General features: G+C 74.6%; 18 protein-coding genes. 6 read left to right on the top strand and 12 right to left on the bottom strand.

Annotation, left to right across the window (positions count from 1 at the left end; genetic code table 11):
* Window position 1: 1 nt before the first annotated feature.
* Complete coding sequence (locus C1708_RS15710; RefSeq protein WP_106413270.1) at window positions 2–694, bottom strand: response regulator; 693 nt, start codon at window positions 692–694, stop codon at window positions 2–4.
* 131 nt (window positions 695–825) lie between these two features.
* Between C1708_RS15710 and C1708_RS15715 the strand changes: the two genes are divergently transcribed.
* Both C1708_RS15715 and C1708_RS15720 read left to right on the top strand, forming a co-directional pair.
* The gene (locus C1708_RS15715; RefSeq protein WP_106413271.1) at window positions 826–1,716 is read left to right on the top strand and encodes a DUF3152 domain-containing protein; all 891 of its coding nucleotides are present in this window, start codon (window positions 826–828) and stop codon (window positions 1,714–1,716) included.
* 25 nt (window positions 1,717–1,741) lie between these two features.
* On the top strand, window positions 1,742–1,960 hold the full coding sequence (locus C1708_RS15720) for a hypothetical protein (protein WP_241911264.1): 219 nt from the start codon (window positions 1,742–1,744) through the stop codon (window positions 1,958–1,960).
* Window positions 1,961–2,030: 70 nt separating this feature from the next.
* Here the strand turns inward: C1708_RS15720 and C1708_RS15725 are convergent, their stop codons facing one another.
* Window positions 2,031–2,204 (bottom strand): CsbD family protein, encoded by a 174-nt coding sequence (locus C1708_RS15725; protein WP_106416323.1) that lies wholly within the window; start codon window positions 2,202–2,204, stop codon window positions 2,031–2,033.
* Window positions 2,205–2,341: 137 nt separating this feature from the next.
* Between C1708_RS15725 and C1708_RS15730 the strand changes: the two genes are divergently transcribed.
* The 3 genes from C1708_RS15730 (at window position 2,342) to C1708_RS15740 (ending at window position 4,213) form a co-directional block, all read left to right on the top strand.
* On the top strand, window positions 2,342–2,512 hold the full coding sequence (locus C1708_RS15730) for a hydrophobic protein (RefSeq protein ID WP_106413272.1): 171 nt from the start codon (window positions 2,342–2,344) through the stop codon (window positions 2,510–2,512).
* Window positions 2,513–2,754: 242 nt separating this feature from the next.
* Window positions 2,755–3,525 carry a polysaccharide deacetylase family protein gene (locus C1708_RS15735; protein WP_106413273.1) on the top strand — a complete coding sequence of 257 codons (771 nt, stop codon included), beginning with the start codon at window positions 2,755–2,757 and terminating at the stop codon, window positions 3,523–3,525.
* 103 nt (window positions 3,526–3,628) lie between these two features.
* Window positions 3,629–4,213: a TerD family protein gene (locus tag C1708_RS15740; protein WP_106413274.1), complete on the top strand. Its 585-nt coding sequence runs from the start codon at window positions 3,629–3,631 to the stop codon at window positions 4,211–4,213.
* Between the two features lie 57 nt (window positions 4,214–4,270).
* On the opposite strand, the gene C1708_RS15745 is transcribed toward C1708_RS15740, so the two are convergent.
* From C1708_RS15745 to C1708_RS15790, 10 genes are all read right to left on the bottom strand, one after another.
* On the bottom strand, window positions 4,271–5,005 hold the full coding sequence (locus tag C1708_RS15745; RefSeq protein WP_106413275.1) for a hypothetical protein: 735 nt from the start codon (window positions 5,003–5,005) through the stop codon (window positions 4,271–4,273).
* A complete protein-coding gene (locus C1708_RS15750; RefSeq protein ID WP_106413276.1) occupies window positions 5,002–5,553 on the bottom strand; it encodes a SigE family RNA polymerase sigma factor in 552 nt (183 codons plus the stop codon). Before C1708_RS15750 ends, C1708_RS15745 begins: the two co-directional genes overlap by 4 nt.
* A gap of 84 nt (window positions 5,554–5,637) precedes the next feature.
* Window positions 5,638–6,249 (bottom strand): hypothetical protein, encoded by a 612-nt coding sequence (locus C1708_RS15755; protein ID WP_106413277.1) that lies wholly within the window; start codon window positions 6,247–6,249, stop codon window positions 5,638–5,640.
* 166 nt (window positions 6,250–6,415) lie between these two features.
* Window positions 6,416–6,778, bottom strand: a complete 363-nt coding sequence (locus C1708_RS15760) for an SCO4225 family membrane protein (RefSeq protein WP_342210896.1) — start codon at window positions 6,776–6,778, stop codon at window positions 6,416–6,418.
* Between the two features lie 113 nt (window positions 6,779–6,891).
* Window positions 6,892–7,566, bottom strand: coding sequence for a response regulator (locus C1708_RS15765; RefSeq protein WP_106413278.1), 675 nt, complete (start codon window positions 7,564–7,566; stop codon window positions 6,892–6,894).
* Window positions 7,563–9,869 (bottom strand): sensor histidine kinase, encoded by a 2,307-nt coding sequence (locus tag C1708_RS15770; RefSeq protein WP_106413279.1) that lies wholly within the window; start codon window positions 9,867–9,869, stop codon window positions 7,563–7,565. Before C1708_RS15770 ends, C1708_RS15765 begins: the two co-directional genes overlap by 4 nt.
* A gap of 219 nt (window positions 9,870–10,088) precedes the next feature.
* Window positions 10,089–11,300, bottom strand: coding sequence for an NAD(P)/FAD-dependent oxidoreductase (locus C1708_RS15775; RefSeq protein WP_106413280.1), 1,212 nt, complete (start codon window positions 11,298–11,300; stop codon window positions 10,089–10,091).
* A gap of 101 nt (window positions 11,301–11,401) precedes the next feature.
* Window positions 11,402–12,349: an RNA polymerase sigma-70 factor gene (locus C1708_RS15780; RefSeq protein ID WP_106413281.1), complete on the bottom strand. Its 948-nt coding sequence runs from the start codon at window positions 12,347–12,349 to the stop codon at window positions 11,402–11,404.
* 40 nt (window positions 12,350–12,389) lie between these two features.
* Window positions 12,390–12,596, bottom strand: a complete 207-nt coding sequence (locus C1708_RS15785) for a DUF4287 domain-containing protein (RefSeq protein ID WP_006134592.1) — start codon at window positions 12,594–12,596, stop codon at window positions 12,390–12,392.
* 97 nt (window positions 12,597–12,693) lie between these two features.
* Complete coding sequence (locus tag C1708_RS15790; RefSeq protein ID WP_106416325.1) at window positions 12,694–13,824, bottom strand: sugar ABC transporter substrate-binding protein; 1,131 nt, start codon at window positions 13,822–13,824, stop codon at window positions 12,694–12,696.
* 629 nt (window positions 13,825–14,453) lie between these two features.
* Here C1708_RS15790 and C1708_RS15800 point away from each other — a divergent pair.
* Window positions 14,454–14,774, top strand: coding sequence for an antibiotic biosynthesis monooxygenase family protein (locus C1708_RS15800; RefSeq protein ID WP_106413283.1), 321 nt, complete (start codon window positions 14,454–14,456; stop codon window positions 14,772–14,774).
* Window positions 14,775–14,779 lie beyond the last annotated feature (5 nt).

The raw sequence follows: 14,779 nt of genomic DNA on the forward strand, positions 1-14,779 counted from the left end.
TTCACGCGCGGCCGGTGCCGAAGCGGTAGCCGAAGCCGCGGACGGTCTGCACGTAGCGCGGGCTCCTGCCCTCGCCGAGCTTGTTGCGCAGGCGCTTCACGCAGGCGTCCACGAGGCGTATGTCGCCGTGGTAGCCGTGCTCCCAGACCGCTTCCAGCAGTTGCTGGCGGCTGAACACCTGGCCCGGGGACGCGGACAGGGTGAGCAGCAGGCGCAGTTCGGAGGGGGCGAGGGTGACGGGCTCGCCCCGGTGGGTCACCGCCAGACCGGCGCGGTCGACGACCAGGTCGCCGTGCGTCTCCGGCCGGGGCCGGACGCCGTCCGGCGGGGACGCGTCCTGCCGGCGCAGGACGGCGCGTATGCGCGCGTCGAGGACCCGCGCCTGCACGGGTTTCACGACGTAGTCGTCCGCGCCCGTCTCGAGGCCCAGGACGACATCGATGTCGTCGCCCCGGGCCGTGACCATGATGATCGGCACCTGGTCGCGCTCCCTGATCCGGCGGCACACGTCCAGGCCGGACATGCCGGGCAGCATCAGGTCGAGCACGACGACGTCCGGCCGGGCGGCGTGGAGCTGTGCCAGCCCCTCCTCGCCCGTCTCCACCGCGACGACCTCGTGCCCCTGGTGCCGCAGGCCCAGGCGCACGGCCTGCCGCACGGTGGAGTCGTCCTCGACGATCAGGATCCGTGGCATTGCCGCAGTGTAAGCAGGCCGGGTGTCCGGCAGGTCCGGCCGCCCTGAGCCGCCGGACACCCGGCCGCCGTTACCGTTCCGTGACCTCGCGAACTCGGGGCGATCAACTGGGATGACCAGATTGACCTGTCATGCGTTCGGTACGAGAGAGGCAATCCGCACCCCCCACCGGCAGCAGTGCGGCCGCTCGCCGCGCCGGCGGACGGCGGCCGTCCTCCCACCGCCGGGTACGTCCCCGCAGACGGGGCCGCGTCCTGCTGACCGTCGCGCTCGCGGTCGCGCTGCTGGCCGCGGCGGCGTTCCTGCGGGCGGAACTGCGGGGCGGGGACGGCGTGCGGGGCGTGCCGGACGCACGGCCTCCACAGGCCGCGCCCACGCCCACGCCCCCTTCGTCCCCCGCCCCCGCGCCCGCGGCGCCCTCCCCCTCCGCGACCAGGACCACGATCGAGGTGCCGGAGCGCGGCAGCGGGATGTTCGTCACCGCGCGGGCCGACGGGGACACGGTGGGCGAGGGGCCCCGGCCCCTGCGGTACGTCGTGGAGGTCGAGGACGGACTGGACGTCTCGCCGTCCGATGCGGCCGAGGAGATCGCCGAGATCCTCGCCGCCCCGCGCGGCTGGACCCACGACCCCGAGAACGCGTTCCGCCTGGTCGGCGCGGGCGCCCCGCACGACCTCTCGATCAAGATCGCGACCCCCGCCACGGCGGACGCCCTGTGCTGGAAGGGCATCCGGCAGGACACCGGTGGCGAGTACAACTGCGAGGTGCCGGACGGGGTGGTGGTGAACCTCAGGCGCTGGGTCGAGGGCTCGCCCACCTTCGACGGACCGATCCACGACTACCGGGCGCTGATCATCAACCACGAGATGGGCCACTTCCTCGGCCACTCCCACATGACCTGCGGGGGCGAGGGACGGCTCGCACCCGTGATGATGCAGCAGATCAAGGGCCTGAAGGGCTGCGTGGCCAACGCCTGGCCGTACGACGAGGACGGCGACCTCGTCACGGGACCGCCGGCATGACGACCGGCCGCATGACGACCTGGACATGGACCCGTCGATCACGACACAGGTGAAGACGGAGGACGGCCGCGTCGGCGTCCTCCCGTCCCCGCCGTCCGACGGCTGCTCCCCGGCGGACTGCGTCCTCGCCGTCGTCGCCCCCGGCGGCACGGACGTCCGGACACCCTCCCGCATCCACCGCATGCCCGGTGAAGGCGGCTGCTCGGCCGGCAACGCCCTGCACCCACTGCCGCCGCCGCACTGACGCGGACGCCCGCGTGGGGCTGCCCCGGCGTGCATGCCGGGGCAGCCCCACGCGGGCGGGTCGAAGCAGGTCAGTGCTTGAACGCGTCCTTCGTCTTCTCCTTGGCCTCGCGGGCGTCGCCCTTGCTCTTCGTCGCCTGGCCCTCCGCCTCCATGCGCTCGTCCCCGGTGGCGCGTCCCATGGCTTCCTTGGCCTTGCCCTGCGCCTGCTCGGTCTTCGCCTTGGCCTTCTCACCGGCACTCACGGAACACGCCTCCTCGTAGCGTTCGGGCACTGCGTCGTGAGCCCACGGGTGCCCCCACTTTTCCTTCACAAACAAGGTGCCGGCGAGGTGTGCGGCTGCGGGTGGAGGGCAAACGGTGCGGCAGGAGGTCGATAACTATGGTTCCCTTGCTGCTCGTTCTGCTTCTCGCCCTGATCCTGTTCGGCGCCGGCTTCGCCGTGAAGGTGCTGTGGTGGATCGCCATCGCGGTCCTCGTGGTCTGGCTGCTCGGCTTCGTCATGCGCTCCACCACCGCGGGCGGTGGCCGCGGTCGCTGGTACCGATGGTGACGCGCCGCACCACGACACCGCACCACCCCCCGGGGGCCCGGTCACCACGGTGACCGGGCCCCCGTCCGTGTGGGCGCCGCGACCCGCCCGCCGTCGCTGTGTCCGCGTACGTCCCCGGACATGTCCGTGATCGGTAACGGACGCATCCCGGGGCGTCCGTCCTCCGTCCTCCCCAGTGGTTCCCAGCGCTTCTGGGACACGGCGACGAGCGACGGACGACAGCGGGAAAACGGGGGCGGGACATGGCGCGGCACAGCGGTGGACGGAGCTGGTACGGCAAGGTGGCCGGGGCGGCCCTCGGGGTGACGATGCTGGCCGTCGGCGCCTCGGTGTACACCGCCCAGGCCGAGGGCGTGAACGGCGGGTCCGCCCGGGCCGGCGCGTCCGCGAAGCCCGCCGCCGTGCAGCGGGTCTCCCCCGCCATCGCGCACGCCTCCGACGCGGGCCCGCGCGGCGTGAACATCACCATCGACGACGGCCCCGACCCGCGCTGGACGCCCGAGGTGCTCGACCTGCTGCGCGAGCACGGCGTGAAGGCCACCTTCTGCGTGACCGGCGTCCAGGCGCAGGCCCACCCCGGTCTGGTCAAGGAGATCGTCGCGGAGGGGCACGTGCTGTGCGACCACTCCGTCTCGCACGACACCGCCATGGACCGGAAGTCCGAGGCGTACCAGTCGAAGGAGATCCTCGACGCCGAACGCATGATCACCGAGGCGTCCGGCGGCGTCCGTCCCCTCTACTACCGCGCGCCCGGCGGGGCGTTCACCCCCCACAGCCGCGCGGTGGCCGCCTCCCGCGGCATGCGCCCGCTGGGCTGGAACGTGGACACCAAGGACTTCGAGCAGCCGGGCGCGGACGCCATCGTCGAGACCGTGCGGCGGGAACTGCCCAACGGGCCGACGATCCTCTTCCACGACGCCGGCGGCGACCGCGCCCAGACCGTCGAGGCGCTGCGCCGAGTGCTGCCCTGGCTGAAGGAGGAGGGCCGCTCCTTCGGCTTCCCGGTGCGCTGAGCGTCCACAACGATCCCGTTTCAGGGCAGACCCGCCTGTTCAGGATGGAGCGGTGCCAGGCAGACTCGGGGCCGTACACGTGTCGACGAAGGATGGCTCGTTCATGATCACGCTGACCAAGGAAGACGGCCCCGCGGACCTGGACGGGGTCACGCACCTGTCCATCGGTGTCTCCTGGGACCCCACCGCCGGAAGCAGCGGCGGGGTGCTCGGCAAGCTGCGCCGCAAGACCGGTACGGACCTCGACCTGATCGCCGTCGCCATGTCGGGCGGTGACCCGGTGCGCATGGCCGGACTGGACTCGCCCGACCCGATGGGCAACGGCTCCCTCCTGCACAGCGGCGACAACCAGACCGGCCACGGTGACGGGGACGACGAGACGGTGACCGTCGAGTTCTCCCGGCTGCCCGGCGCCATCACCGCGATCGTGTTCGTCGCGGCCGCCTACAAGAAGGGCAGCTCCTTCCAGAAGGCCCGCAACATCAGCTTCAAGGTCTACGACGCGACCGGCGGCAGCAGCCAGCAGGTGGCCGACATCTGGCCGAGCCTGCTCAGCCAGGACAACGGATGCGCCGTGGCCAAGGCGGTGAAGGTGGGCGACAGCTGGAAGCTCCAGGTGATCAACGAGACCGGCAAGATCAAGCAGGGCGACGAGCACGCCCTGATGCGGTTCGCCGTCAGCAAGTAGCGCAGGGGAAACGGGCGGCCACGACACCCGCCGGGGTGCCGTGGCCGCCCTCCCCCGTCAGGGAAGCTGCGCGTAGACGCCGCCTTCGGTGTCGCGGACCGTGACCTCGGGGACGAAGTCCCCGGAGCTGTCGCCGGGCGCGGCGGTGGCGTACCAGACGCCCCATCCGGGGCGGCCGGGCAGTTCCAGCAGCTTGCCCCGCACCGGGCCGTTCTCCGACGCGACCTCGACGACCGACGCCGTGCCCTCACCGCCGTAGTAGAGGCCCGAGAGCAGCACCCCGGTGTCCGTCCCCTCGGACTGCAGCGAGACTCCGGGAGTGCTCCTGTCGATGTTGCCGTCGACCGCACTGCGGAACTGGCCCTCGGGCATGTCCGGCGTCGTCCAGTGCTTCCCCTCCTCCGTCAGCCACAGGACGAACCCCGGCGCCGCCGTCACCCGCTCGCCCGGTTCGACGATGCGCGGCGTCGGCGCGGGCACGCTCGGCGAGGGCGAGGGCGTGGGCGCGGGCGCGGGCGAGGCGGACACCGTGGCGGCCGGACGCGTGACCCGGTCACCGCCGTCCGTGCCCTGCAGCGCGACGAAGGCCAGCGGCGCCAGCAGCACGCCGCAGCCCGCGCCCAGCACGGTCGCGCGGCGCCTGCGGCGGATCAGCCGGCCACGGCGTTCCACGGCGGCCAGCGGCACCCGGGACGGCGTGACGCCGTACGCGGCGGCGGCCAGCGCCTCGCGCAGCGGCCCGGCCCCGGCGGGCTCCGCGTCCGGTTCTGCTTCCGGGTGGGGGTGGTTCATGGGCGGGCTCCGGGAATCGGGTGCGAGCGCTCGGCGGCGGCGAACGCGGAATGGGAGCGCAGGGCTTCGAGGCCGCGCCGCGCATGCGTCTTCACCGTGCCGAGGGAACAGTTGAGCACCTCGGCGATGGCGGTCTCGGGCAGGTCCTCCCAGTACCGCAGCACCAGCACCGTCCGCTGCCGGGTGGACAGCGAGCCGAGGGCCTCGGTGATCGCGGCCCGGTGCTCGACGGACTCGGCGTGGCCCTGGTCCGGCTGGTGCACCCGCTCCGGCAGGAACGGCATCAGCAGGTGCGTGACCCTGCGTCTGCGGGTCCGGCTGATGTTGTTGTTGACCAGGGAGCGCCGGACGTAGAAGTCGACGTCGTCGGGCGGGATGCGCCCCCAGCGTGCGTACACCTTGGCCAGGGTGGTCTGCACCAGGTCCTCGGCCTCGTGGAAGTCCCCGGTGAGCAGGAGGGCGGTCCGCACCAGACGGGCCCAGGCCGCACCCGCGTAGGCGGTGAAGTCGGGGTGCTCCGGCAAGGCGGCGGATGTGTCGTGCGGCACGGACCGGTTCCTCTGCGTCGGGTGTGGGGGAGGGATCCGGGGCGGGGGACCGGCCGGCCCCCCGCCCGCGGGGTCGGCGCGGGGTCAGCGCCTCGTCAGCGAGGCGTAGACGCGGCCCTTGGTGTCGCGGACCGTGACCTCGGAGACGAAGTCCCAGGAGCTGTCGTCCGGTACGGCGGTGGCGTACCAGACGCCCCAGCCGGGCCGGCCGGGCAGCTCGATGAGCTTCCCGGCCACCGTGCCGGCCCGCGTCTCGACCTCGACGACGGACGCCGTGCCCTTGCCGCCGTAGTACAGGCCGGACAGGTAGACGCGCTCCGGAGTGCCCTCGTACTGGAGGGAGACGCCGGGGCTGCTCAGGTCGATGTTGCCGTCGACCACGCTGCGGAACTGGCCCTCGGGCATGTCCGGCGTCGTCCAGTGCTTGCCCTCGGGCGTCAGCCACAGCTCGAAGCCGGGCGCGCCGGTCACCCGCTCACCGGGAGCGACGATGCGGGGCGTCGGGGCGTGCTTCCTGGCGGCCGCCGGGGCGCTCGCCGCGGCCGCCGTCGCGGAGTGCGCCGCGCGGCCGGCCGTGTCGTGGGGCGCCGTGGCGGGCGCCGCGTACGACACCGTGGCCATGCCGGCCACCAGGGCCATGCCGGCCACCGCGGCCGTGACGGCCGCGCCGGCCAGGTACTTCCGTGTCCGCTTCATGAACGGGCAACTCCTCGTGGGCATCGGGTCCTTGCGGGCCCGGGCGGTCTGACGGACGGAGGGCGCCTCTCCACCCGTACAAACCCCGGCCCTCCGCCCGCCGGATGACACCCGCCGTGAAGTTTTCCGCCCGCGTCCCGCACCGCCCGCGCCACCGGGCGCCCGGTCAGTGCGCCGGGCCGCCGCGCAGGCGGCGCGAGCACCAGCCGATGACGCCGGCGTTGATCAGCGCGCCCATGACCACGGCGAACGCGAAGGTCGGTATGCCGCCCGGCAGGGCCATCCCGACGAGGCTGCCGGGGGCGGTGGCGAGCACGGGGATGACGCCCGCGAAGGACGCGTCCTCGTTGTCTCCGGCGCTCACCACGATCGCCCACACGGTCAGGGCCGCGCAGACGCCCAGGTAGACGAGGGCGAAGACGTCGCTGTAGAGGTGGCGCAGACGGGCGAGGAGGGTGCGGTCGGAACGTCCGGTCATGGGGGTGGGCTCCTCGGATGCGTTGCCGCCGGCGCTGCTGATGATGGTCATGTTCATGATCCTCGGGTCGGTTCGGTCGGAACAGGTCCGTCGTCGTGTCTGTGGGTGTGTCTGTGGTCGTGCGGGGGTGGTGCGGGGGTCGTGGAGGCGTACGGGACGCCGGGTCACACGGCGGTGCCGGGCGGGTTGGGGCGGGCGAGGCCGAGGTCGTAGGCGAGGATCGTCGCCTGTACCCGGTCGCGCAGCCCCAGCTTCCGCAGCAACGCGTTGACATGGGACTTCACGGTGCCGACGGTGATGCCGAGCTGACCGGCGATCTCCGCGTTGGTCAGTCCGGCGGCGACCAGCGTGAGGACGCCGCGTTCCCGGCCGGTCAGGCCGGACAGTTCGGCGACCGGCGTCGCCGGGCCCTCGGCGGCGGCCGCGTAGTGGGAGATGAGCCGCCGGGTCGCGGACGGGGCGAGGACGCTCTCGCCCGACGCCACCACCCGGATCCCGCGCAGCAGTTCGGACGCGTGGACGTCCTTCAGCAGGAAGCCGGAGGCGCCCGCCCGCAGCGCGTCGAAGACGTAGGAGTCGAGGTCGAAGGTGGTCAGCACCAGCACCCGGGGCGCGTGCGCGCGGCCGGTGATGATCCGGGTCGCGGCGATGCCGTCCAGCTCGGGCATCCGTACGTCCATGACGACGACGTCCGGCGCCAGTTGCTCGGCGAGCCGCACCGCGGCCGCACCGTCGGCGGCCTCGCCGACGACCGTCATGTCCTCCTCGGCGTCGATCACGGCGGCGAATCCCGCGCGCACGATGCCCTGGTCGTCGGCGACCAGTACGTTCAGGCTCATCGTTCCCTCTCCTCCCCGTCGCCCGGTGCGAGGGGCAGCAGGAGACGGACGGTGTCCGCCGGTCCGGTGGTCAGAGTGCCGTCGAGCGCCTCGACGCGCGCGGCCAGCCGCTCCCGCACGGCCGGGTGGGCGGCGGACGGAACCCCGGTGGCCGTGAGCGTCAACGTACCCTCCGTCGCGTCGAGTCTCAGTGCGGCCGGCTGCTCCCCGCCGGTGGCGAGCACGGTCTCGGCGGCGTGGTAGGCGGCCAGGTCCACGGCGGCGGGCAGCCGTCCGGGCACCCGGTCGGTGAGGCGGATCTCCACCTCGCGGCCGGTGGCCCGGCACTGGCGGGCGAGCAGGTCGAGCGCCTGGAGCGTGGGCTGCGGGCGCAGCGCGGGCTCCGCCTCGCCGTCCCGGACGGTGTCGAGCAGGGCGCGCATCGCGGCCAGGGCCTCCCGGGCACGCTCGGCGGTCGCGTCGAGCCTGCCCGCCTCGGCCTCGGCGACCAGGTCGGCGGTGCGGGCCAGCACGGTGGTCTCCAGTCCGCCGGCGATCCGGCGCCGCTCGGCCCACGCGTCGCGGACCGCCTCCCCGGTCAGCGCGCCGAGCCGCCCGTCCCGCTCGGCGCGGGCGTCCCGCGTGCGGCGGCCGCGCAGCGTCCCGCAGCGGCGGGCCGCGTCCGCCGCCAGGGCCGTCCCGGCGGTGGCCGCGAGCACGACCGCCCAGGCGGGCAGCTCCGTCCCCCGGTCCAGTACGGCGGTGGTGACGGCGGCCGTGTGCACCGCGACCGCCGCGGCCGTCAGCAGCGCGGAGCCCGGGAGGCGCGGGTGGTCCCCGGCCGCCCTGCGGGCCGCGTCCGCGGCGAGCGCGGCGCAGGTGGCGAGCATGCCCAGCGCGGGCGGCAGCAGCACCGGGCCGGTGTAGCCGCCGGCCGCGGCCGCCGCCGGCCAGAGCAGGGCGAGTGCCGCGAGGGCGCCGTGCGCGGTGCGCGGGGCCCGCCGCAGCCACAGCAGGGTGACCGCCTGGGCCGCCGCGAGCAGCGCGAACAGCACACCCGCCGACACGTCCGAGCCCGTCGGGGTCTCCTCCGCGCGGATCGCCACCACCGGCAGCAGCGGCTGGAGCACGAGACCGGCGGCGGCCGTCACCTGGGCGGCGCGGTGGCCGCGCGCACCCGGCCGGTCCACGGCGCCGGCGGTACGGCCGGGCAGGACCGCCCGCACCTCCCAGCCGCCGTCGTCCGTCGGCCCGGTGGTCAGGGTGCCGCCCGCCTCCTGGGCACGGGAGCGCAGGATGCCCTGGCCGCGTCCGCCGCCGAGGTCCGCGCCGTGCGCGGGGGTGCCGGGCAGCGGGGCGCCGCTGGTGACCACGACCTCCGTACGGTCGTCGCCGTACCGGCACCGCACCGTGGTGGCCGCGCCCGGCGCGTACCGCGCCACGTTGGTGAGCGCCTCCCGCACGATGCCGTACGCGGCGTCCGCGACGACGCCCTCCGGCAGCGGGTCGAGCACGCAGTCGACCGGCTGGCCGATCCGCCGGAACCCGTCGACCAGGCCCAGCAGCCGTTCCTCGGGCGCGGGCAGATCGCTCTCCGAGGGGACGGGGGCCCGGACCGCGCCGAGCGCCCGGGTCACCTCGCGCCCGGTGTCCACGGCGAACCGCAGTGCCTCGTCGGCGAGTTCGGGCCGCCGGTCACGCAGGCTCAGGGCGGCGCCGGCGGTGACCACCACGGCGGTCAGATGGTGGGCGCTGACGTCGTGCAGCTCCCGCTCCATCCGCCGCCGTTCGACGGCCGGCAGCCGGTGCCGCTCGGACTCGGCCCGGCGCAGCAGGTGTGCGGACGCGAGCCGCGCGTTCCGGGACCGCCGGACGAGCAGCCCGGCGCCACACGTGGCCGCGTACAGCAGGGCGGTGAGCACCAGGTCCAGTCCGTCGCGGTCGCTGAGCCGGTGCAGGGTGAGCCCGTGCAGCAGCTGCCAGACGGCGAGGGACACCCCGCACAGCAGGGTGGTGAAGGTGTCCCGTTCGGTGGCCACGGTCCACAGGGCGAGCGCGACCCCGGCGGTCCCGAGCACGGCGGTCGCCCCGGCGGGCAGCGGGCCGGCGCCCAGCGCGCAGGCGACGGCGACCACGACGAGGGCGGTCACCGGACGGCTCCGGCGCAGCGCCAGCACGGCGGTGACCGGCCCGGCGACCAGCACCGCCACGAGCAGGGCGTACGCGGACGGAACCTCGCCGCGCACCAGTGCCGCCCCCGGCCACACCACGGCCTGGGCGCACAGCAGCAGGACCGGTACCAGCCGGTCGTCGATACGTTTCATGACCCGTTCAGGCTAGGCCGGGCCGTCCTGCCTCCCCCTCCGGCGCAAGGAGGATCCGGGTCTCTGTCCCTGGGTGCAGAAGCCGGGCGGGGCGTCCATCCCTGGAGACGTCCCCGCAGGCCGGCGCGCGGGCACGGGGACGCCGCGAGGCCCGCCGGGGACGGGCCTCACGGGCGCTCGGACCACCGTTCCCGGCACCAGGACCGGCATCGCAGGCGCTCAAGCCGCCGTTTCCGGCGCCGGGGCCGGTGTCGCGGCGGACGGGGCCGGGGCGGGCCGGGTGATCCGGCGGCGGCGGGTGGGCAGGCCGAGGGTGGGGTGGGAGACGGCCCAGGCCGCGGCCCTGCAGACCAGCTCCTTGTAGCGGGCCGCGAGGCGGCCGGTCAGGGCGGCGTTCACCGCCCGGTCGTCGGCGGTGACGTACTGGATGAGGCCGTCCTTGCGGCCCAGCGAGACGCACTGGTTGACGTAGCGCAGCGGCACGTGCGGCAGCTTGCCGCCGGTCAGGCGCGCCGCGATGGCGTCGGCGGCCTGCCACGCGGTGGGCGTGCCGGTCGCGCACGACATCCGCAGCGGCTTGCCGCCGGGCCCCTGCACCAGGGCCGCGTCGCCGACGGCGTACACGTCCGGGTGCGAGACCGAGCGCATGGTGCCGTCGACCACGATCTGCCCCGTGTCGCTCACCTCCAGTGCCGTGGCCCGGGCGATCGGGTGCACGGCGAACCCGGCGGTCCACACGGTCAGCGCGGACGGCAGGACCGTCCCGTCGGCGGTGACCACGCGGTCCTCCTCCACGGCCGTGACCTCGGCGTCCTCGCGCACGGTGATGCCGAGCCGGGCGAAGACCGCCCGCACGTGGTCGCGGCCCCTGGGTGACAGCCAGTCGCCGAGGCCGGCGCGGGCGGCGAGGGTGACCTCCAGGTCCGGACGCGACTCGGCGATCTCCGTCGCCGCCTCCAGACCGGTGAGGCCGCCGCCCACCACGACCACGGGCTGCCCGGTGCCGAGCCCGGCCAGCCGCTCGCGCACCCGCAGCGCGCCGGCCCGCCCGGCGATCTCGTACGCGTGCTCGGCGGCGCCCGGCACGCCCCGGTCGTCCCAGCGGCTGCCGAGGGCGTGGACGAGGGTGTCGTACGCCAGCTCCTCGGCACCGGTGCCGCCGGTGACGGTGACGACCTTGCGGTCGACGTCGACGGCGGTGACCCGGGCGACCTTCAGCTCGACGCCGGTCCCGGCGAGCACGTCGGTCAGCGGCCGGTGGGCGGGTGTCCGGCCGGTGGCCAGCTCGTGGTTGCGGACCCGCTCGGCGAAGTCGGGCTCGGCGTTGACGAGGGTGAGGGCGACGTCGTCACGGTGCAGCCGCCTGGCGAGCCGTCCGGCGGCGGAGGCTCCGGCGTACCCGGCTCCGAGGACGATGATGCGGTGCTGCATGGCAGGCTCCTGTCGTCGACTGGTTCGCCCCTTGAACCGGGCGGCCCGCCGATCCCTGACACCTCTCCCTTGTGACCTGTGTCACACACCACTCGTACGCGTCAGAAGACGTTCCGGACCAGCGGCTCCCCGTGGTCGACGGCGGCCCACCGCTCCGTCACGCGCTCCAGCTTGTCGGGGTTGGCCTGGCTGCGGACCGCGGCGATGCCGTCCTCGGTGACCTCCAGGCACATCACGCCGATCACCCGGCCGTCGAGGACCGCCACGACGGCCGGATCGCCGTTCGCGGTCGCCGCGTACAGCTCGGGCGACCCGCCCGCCACGGCCCGCTTGCCGGGGCCCGGCGTGAACAGGCCGCGCAGGAACGTGGCCACCGCCTTCACGCCCTCGAACGCCTTGGCCCGCGCCGGCACCTTCCCGCCGCCGTCGCCGACCGCGACCGCGTCCCGCGTGAGCAGCGCGACCAGCGGCTCGGTCCGTCCGCTGGTGGCGGCCGCGAGGAACTCCTCGACGACCCGCCGGGCCTGCGCCTCGTCGACCTCCCGGCGTGCCCTGCCCTGCGCCAGGTGCTTCCTGGCCCGGTGCAGGATCTGCTGGCTGGCGGCCTCGCTGACGTCGAGGATCCCGGCGATCTCCCGGTGCGGGCAGCCGAACGCCTCCCGCAGCACGTACACCGCCCGCTCGTCCGGGGACAGCCGCTCCAGCAGCACGAGCATCGCGAACGACACCGACTCCCGCTGCTCGGCGGTGTCGGCGGGTCCCAGCATGGGGTCGCCGGCGACCAGCGGCTCGGGGAGCCACTGCCCCACGTACGTCTCGCGCCGGGCACGGGCCGAGGTGAGCTGGCTGAGGCAGAGGTTGGTGAGCACCTTCGTCAGCCAGGCCTCGGGCACCTGGATCCGCTCGGTGTCCGCGGCCTGCCAGCGCAGATACGTCTCCTGCACGGCGTCCTCCGCCTCGCTCGCGGAACCGAGCAGACGGTAGGCGATGGCCTCCAGCCGGGGCTTGGCGGCCAGGAACCGGTTCACGTCGCTCGTGCGCGCAGCCATGCCGCGATCCTAGGCCCGCCTCCGGAGCACGCGCCCGCGGTCAGCCCTTCTCCGCGAGGGTGTGGGCGACGAGGGCGTTGGCGTGGCCGTGGCCCAGGCCGTGCTCGGTCTTGAGCCAGGCGACCAGCTCCATGTGACGGGTCAGCGGCGAGGAGCGGATGAGCTCCTTCCACTCGGCCACGGGGCGGCCGTACTTCTTCTCGATCGACGGGAAATAGCTGGCCGGGCCCTTCACCTGCGCGCTCATGACGACCGGTCCTTCCTCCGCTCGCGGACACCTGTGCCCATGAAGACCGGAGGGAGGACCGGAACTGAGCGGCAGCCGGACGTGATCCGGATCACCTTCAGCCGGTGAGCCCGATCGTCGCGCAGTCCTCCGCGTGGGCCGGGGTGCAGATGTCCCGGACCGTGTAGACGCCGTCCGCGATCACCGTGTCCTCGATGTTCTCCCGGGTGAGGGCGACCACCGGCACCAGCATGGCCGGGATGCCCTTCCGCGACCGGCTGTCGATCTCGTCCCGGGCGAGGGCGTCGAACTGGATCGCCCGGTCCTGCACCTTGGCCACCGCCATGTCCGCGGCCCCGGTCGCCTCCAGCAGGAACGACTTGTACACGGTCATGTACTGGGTGCCCGCCACGATCCGCCGCACCGCCTCCAGGTCCGCGTCCTGCCCGGTCACCGGCGGCAGTTCGGTGACGCCCGCGTCCTGGAGCTCCTCGATGACGGCGCCGGCCATGCCGTCGTTCGCGGAGTAGACGGCGGCGATGTTCCCGGCGCCGACCTCCTCGATCGCCTTGCGCATGTTCTCCGCCGCGACCTCGGGCAGCCACTTCCTGGTGTCGTACGACGCGGCGATGTCCACCGCGCCGTCCAGCTCGTCCAGCGCGCCCTTCTTGAACAGCGCCGTGTTCGGGTCGGCGGGCTCGCCGTTCATCATGACGACCTTGCTGTTCTCGGCGTTCTCGCCGAGCGCGTCGACCAGGGCGCGGCCCTGCACCTGGCCGACGAGTTCGTTGTCGTGCGAGACGTACGCGTCGATCGGGCCCTCGGCGAGCCGGTCGTAGGCGATCACGGGTATGCCCGCCCGCTTGGCCCGGCGCACGTCCGGCGCGATCGCCCGCGCGTCCACCGCGTTCACGAGGATCACGTCGACGTCCCGGTCGATCATCTGCCGGAACTGCTCGCTCTGCTTCTCCTTGCTGCCCTCGGCGTTGGCGTACACGACCTCGCCGCGCCGGTCGGTCTGCGAGGCGATCCGCTCCTTGATGAGCGGGTGGTCGAACTTCTCGAACCGCGCCGTGTCCCGGTCGGGCAGCAGCAGGCCCACGGTGATGTCCTGGTCGGCGCGCGCGTCCGAGGGGGCGTCGCCGCCCGGTTCCAGCACACCGCAGGCGGTGAGGGACAGGGCCGACAGCGAGACGGTCAGCAGCAGGGCGCAACGGCGTGCGGCGGCAGCGGTGGCACGGAGCTTCACGGTGGGGACGCCTTCCAGGCGGACGTGCGGCACGGGGGGTGGAGCTGGACGGCCGACGCGGCACTCCGTACGGCTACGGCGTCGGGGCCGGCGTCCGGCCGGGTCCAGAACGCCGCTCAGCAGTCTGTCCGCCGCACGGTGGCGGGGGACGCGTGATCACGACCTCCTCCCCCGGCACGCCGAGAATGTGCGCAGGAACGGCACACCGGCTGCACACAGCGGGCCGCGGGCCTGGTTCGCGTGTCCGGCTTCCTGCCCGGACCGGGCCGGCCGCCCCTGCGCGCGCACCCGGTACGACACCTCGGGAAGACGGCGGACGGACCACTGCTCCAGGTGCCGCCGGCACCGGACGGCGCCCTGGCCCACCCGGGTCGCGGCGCCTGTGCCCCCGACACCACCCCCGCCGTCACCCCCGGCGGTGACGGCGGCAACGGGAACGACGACGCGGGCCGCGACGGCGGCGCGGACCGGGGCGGCGGCCCCGCCGCCCGGCCGAGGCCCGGCGCCCCGCACCCCGCCGCCCGCGCCGACGAGCCGCGCGATCCCCGCCCGTGCCCGCCGGTGATCCGCCTCGGCCGGCCGCGCGCCCCGACCGGCGGACCCCGCAGGGGCTGCGGGACAATCGCGCCATGAGCGTCGTCAAGATCAACGTACTCACGGTTCCCGAGGACCAGCGCGAGACCCTGGAGCAGCGGTTCGCCGCGCGGGCCGGGGCGGTGGAGAGCTCGGACGGCTTCGAGTGGTTCGAGCTGCTGCGCCCGGTGGAGGGCACCGACACCTACCTCGTCTACACGCGCTGGCGCAGCGAGGAGGACTTCCAGCGCTGGGCGGAGGGGCTCGGCCGGGCCGCCCACGCCGGCGCGCAGGGCGACAAGCCGCGCCCCGCGGCCACCGACGCCACCCTGTGGTCCTTCGAGGTGGTCCAGCAGGCGGCGCCCCGCCGGGACTGACCGGC

Source organism: Streptomyces sp. DH-12, from assembly GCF_002899455.1.
Lineage (GTDB): Bacteria > Actinomycetota > Actinomycetes > Streptomycetales > Streptomycetaceae > Streptomyces.